Below are 3,872 nucleotides of genomic sequence, written 5' to 3'. Positions count from 1 at the left end.
GGCATCAAACCGTGACAGGTCCAATCCGCCGGTTCGGCAAGCCAGAGATCATGAACTCGGACCAAGGATCGCAGTTCACGTCCATTGACTTCATCAAGGCGCTAAGGACGCCGAGATCCAAATCAGCATGGATGGAAAAGGCGCGTGGCGGGACAACGTGTTCCTCGAGCGGCTCTGGCGCAGCATCAAATACGAGGAGGTCTACCTCCCCGCCTATGACAGCGTCTCGGCCGCCCCCGACAGCCTCGGCCGATAGCTGACATTCTACAACACGAGGAGACCGCATTCATCGCTGGACGGGAAGAGACCCGATCAGGCATATCACATCACGCCGCGACAAATCCCGGTCGCGGCATAACCGAGCGGGAAATCCACTTACGAAACGGCTCGAAACTGTTCAGACAAACCAAGCCACCTCTATATTCTTTCATAGTCCCGGAGCTTGATGAGCATTAGCTACCTCCAAAAGTAGTCGGTCATGGGCGCATGCATATCGTTAGCTCCCGCCAACAGTGTCGTCTACGGATGGAGTGCAGTGACGCATATTATTCAAATCCTCGGAAAGGTTAGTCAAGCAGCGTCGTCTCATATGCGTTGCCGAAAATGAGCCTTCCCGGTTGGAGCGCCGACTGGATTCGACCTTGCTCTAGAGAGGCCTCACCCCGAGCGGGCCTACCCCACTGTGCCTCGCTGTCGCCGTGCTTGGGGTGGGGTGTAGGCAGTGCCAAAAGCGAGTGGACCAGAAGCCGCCCCCGGCACAGGCTTTTGTCGGATTAGTAGGGCAAACTGAAATCTGTAGGGGATTAGTAGGGGAGCGGAGTGCAACCAATGACGGGCGGGTGCGACGCCGTGCAAGACCACGACTAGAAAATTGCGTTTCGCACCAGAGTGTTGTAAGGATTGAGCAGACGCTGTGCGCTTGCGTGCAACACGGTCCACCAGAACCGCCAAACAATTCGTAATGATGGGGTCGGGGGTTCGAGTCCCTTCAGCGGCACCACGCTTCTCAACGAATCCAACGACATAGACCCGATCACGCGTGAATTTCGCGTGATTGCCCGCGCGATATGGCGTTTGGCGTGTCCCCTGTTAGGGCTGACCTGTCCGCTCAGTAGTCATGCAGGCCGGCAGCAATCCTGAACAGCGTGAAGCGTCCGGTTGACGCGATCCGCTCCAGCCTTGGATCGTCCGGTATCTCGACAGGGTCCATCAGCAGGACATGGGTGAACTTCCGCTCCCAATCGCGGGCGAATTCCGGGACAACGCGGGCAGAGGCCTGGTCCAGCACAATCCTGATGTCGATCGCAAACAGAGCGGGATGGGTGGAACTGATCCATTCCGGCCGCACCCGCATGGCATGAACGCCCTGGAACAGGGTCGGCACGAAGACATCGCGCTGGTCCACAAGCAGGCCCTGAAGATGGGCCAGCCGAAGATCGAACTGCAGTCCGGGTCCGCGAACCGGCAGCAGGCGTGCCCCGGCGGGCAGGGTTTCGGTCGCGGTCAGCATATCCTGCACGTCACTTTCATACCGTGCCGCGAAGCGCTCGAAGGCGACACCTCGCGCGCCGATCAGCAAGACCAGTGCAGCGGCCAGGAGAACGGCGTGGCGCGGGGCGAGTGCGTGCCATGTCGTGCCCGCGATCAGCAGCACGGAAAGGAGGACAGGGGCGCGAATATCGACCAGCGCCACCCCGTTCAGCCAGCTTGGGGCGACCAGCATGGCAAGCGCAAGTGCCAAGGTGGCGCCGCGCAGTTGCGGTGCAAGAACAAGCTGCGGCCCGCGCACGGAAAACAGCCGCGAGAACACCAGCGCGAGGAGGGCGAGGCCAAACATCGCAAGAAACCACAGCGCGGGCGCATCGCCTGTGCTCGGGGAATGCAGCGGCGAGGCGAACATCCAGAGCCGGTTGAGGAGCGTGCCGAATTCGGTGCGGCTGCCTGCAGGCGAGGGCCCCGCCCCGTGCAGCGTGATCGCAAGCCAGAGCACCGGCAGGACGAAGGGCAGCATCAGCCCGAAGAGTCGCAGCACCCGGAACCGCGCGTTCGCGGGTCTCTCCCGGATCACCTGGATTTCGCGCCCCAGGACCAGGATCGCGAGAAAGCCGAAGGCGAAGAAATGCATCAGGTAGAGGATTGCCGCGAGCGGCAGGAAGATCGCGATGCGCAGCCAGATGGGCCGGTCCTGGAGGACAAGCCACAAGGCGAAGCCATAGAGGCAGAACGGCAGCGCCCAAACGAAATTCTGGAAGCCCCAGAAGAAAGGTGCATTGAAGACCAGGAGCGCGGATGCGGCCGACCAGACGGTCCAGCGCCCGTGGACCACCCGCGCCAGGACCATCGAGGACAAGATCAGGTTCACCGCATAGGTGACCATCACCAGGTTGGCGAAACGAACGGCGTCCAGGGGGTATCCGAAACCGCGCCAGAGCAGGTCGATGGCCGCGTTCGGAACAAGGGACGCGGTGTAGAGGTAGTACCGCGACAGGGGGCCGTCATTGCCGGTCTCGGCGATATGCAGCCGTGCGATGTGGTTCGGCAGGTCGACCAGTGGCAGATAGGGGTGGAGCAGCAGCGGCAGCGCCGTGAACAGCACCCCGAAGGTGAATGCCAGGAACGGCATCCACCGGCTCAGGTCACGGCTGCGCCCGTCTTCAAGGCAGTCGACCGTGGTCATCCGGCGCGGACCAGTTCGATGGGTTGCGGTGCGACGATGGTGTCATGTCCCGCGTGCTTGCTGGTGACGGTGTCGACGATGAAGCGTGGACGCCGCTTGGTTTCCTCGTAGATCTTGCCGACATATTCGCCGATCACGCCAAGCGCGATGAGATGCGCGCCGCCAAGCAGGCTGAGCGGCAACACCACCGAGGTCCATCCCGGCACCACCCGCCCTCCGGCCCAGGCCACGATGGCCATGAGGCTGAACAGGAAGGCGAGGGCGGCCACCGCGAAACCGAACATCACGATCATCCGCAGCGGCTGAACCGAAAAGGAGGTGATGCCTTCCATGCCGAGGGCCAGCATCTTGCGTAGCGTATACTTGCTTTCCCCGGCGATGCGGGCGCTGCGGCTGTAGGTGACGATCTCGCTCTTGAAGCCGAGCTCGCGCACCATGCCGCGCAGGAACAGGTTGGTTTCGCCGAATTGCGACAGCGCCTTGAGCGCGCGGCGGCTCATCAACCGGAAATCGGCGTGATCGGGGATCAGATCGACCCCGAGCCTGCGGAGCGTCGCGTAATAGGCCCGCGCCGAGCGGCGCTTGAACCAGGTATCGGTCTCGCGGCATCCGCGCACGCCATAGACCACCTCGGCCCCGCGCATATAGGCCTCGATCATCGGGGCGATGGCGTCCGGGTCATCCTGCAAATCGGCATCCATGCTGACCACGACATCGGCCTTGGCCTGCATCAGCCCGGCAAACAGCGCCTTCTGGTGGCCGTGATTGCGCGACAGCTTGACCCCGGTGACGGCGAAACGGGCGCCGACATTCTGGATCGCGGCCCAAGTGCCATCGGCGGAGCCATCATCGACCAGGATCAGCTCGAAGGGCTGCGCGATGAGCTTTGCCGCCAGGAGATCGGTGTTGAGTTGCTCCAGCCGACCAAAAAGCGCGGGCAACGTGGTTTCCTCGTTATAGCAGGGCACCACGATCGACAGCCTGGGTGTGTCGCGCTGCATGCTTTCGGGAGGGTGCGGCAGGTCAAATGCGGTGTATGAAAACGACATGTCTGGTGACCTGCCCCCAAAGAACTGGGCCATTCAAAAGGAGAGTTTGTTCTCGTAACGTTCGAAGCAACGAGGAGAACAGACGATGCGCAAATCACGTTTCACCGAAGAACAGATTGTCGGGATCCTGCAGCAGTGTGCGGCGG

2 protein-coding genes and 1 pseudogene are annotated in these 3,872 nt (G+C 61.9%); 1 reads left to right on the top strand and 2 read right to left on the bottom strand.

Annotated features, from left to right (window positions below; translation table 11 throughout):
* Positions 1–358, top strand: a pseudogene (locus AC13C7_RS00015) (transposase); the annotation flags it as partial.
* A gap of 750 nt (positions 359–1,108) precedes the next feature.
* Here the strand turns inward: AC13C7_RS00015 and AC13C7_RS00010 are convergent.
* Positions 1,109–2,677: a hypothetical protein gene (locus AC13C7_RS00010; RefSeq protein WP_482866183.1), complete on the bottom strand. Its 1,569-nt coding sequence runs from the start codon at positions 2,675–2,677 to the stop codon at positions 1,109–1,111.
* Entirely contained in the window at positions 2,674–3,678 is a 1,005-nt protein-coding gene (locus AC13C7_RS00005) for a glycosyltransferase family 2 protein (protein ID WP_482866182.1), read from the bottom strand. The genes AC13C7_RS00010 and AC13C7_RS00005 overlap by 4 nt, the downstream gene beginning before the upstream one ends.
* Between the last annotated feature and the right edge of the window lie 194 nt (positions 3,679–3,872).

It is taken from the genome of Alterinioella sp. B-7, assembly GCF_056857775.1.
Note: the sequence above shows the minus strand (reverse complement) of the source record. Positions and strands in the feature narration are given on the sequence as shown.

Excerpts from the sequence above, each read along its gene's own strand:
- AC13C7_RS00010 (WP_482866183.1), bottom strand. The coding sequence starts at position 2,677 with ATGACCACGGTCGACTGCCTTGAAGACGGGCGCAGCCGTGACCTGAGC.
- AC13C7_RS00005 (WP_482866182.1), bottom strand. The coding sequence starts at position 3,678 with ATGCAGCGCGACACACCCAGGCTGTCGATCGTGGTGCCCTGCTATAAC.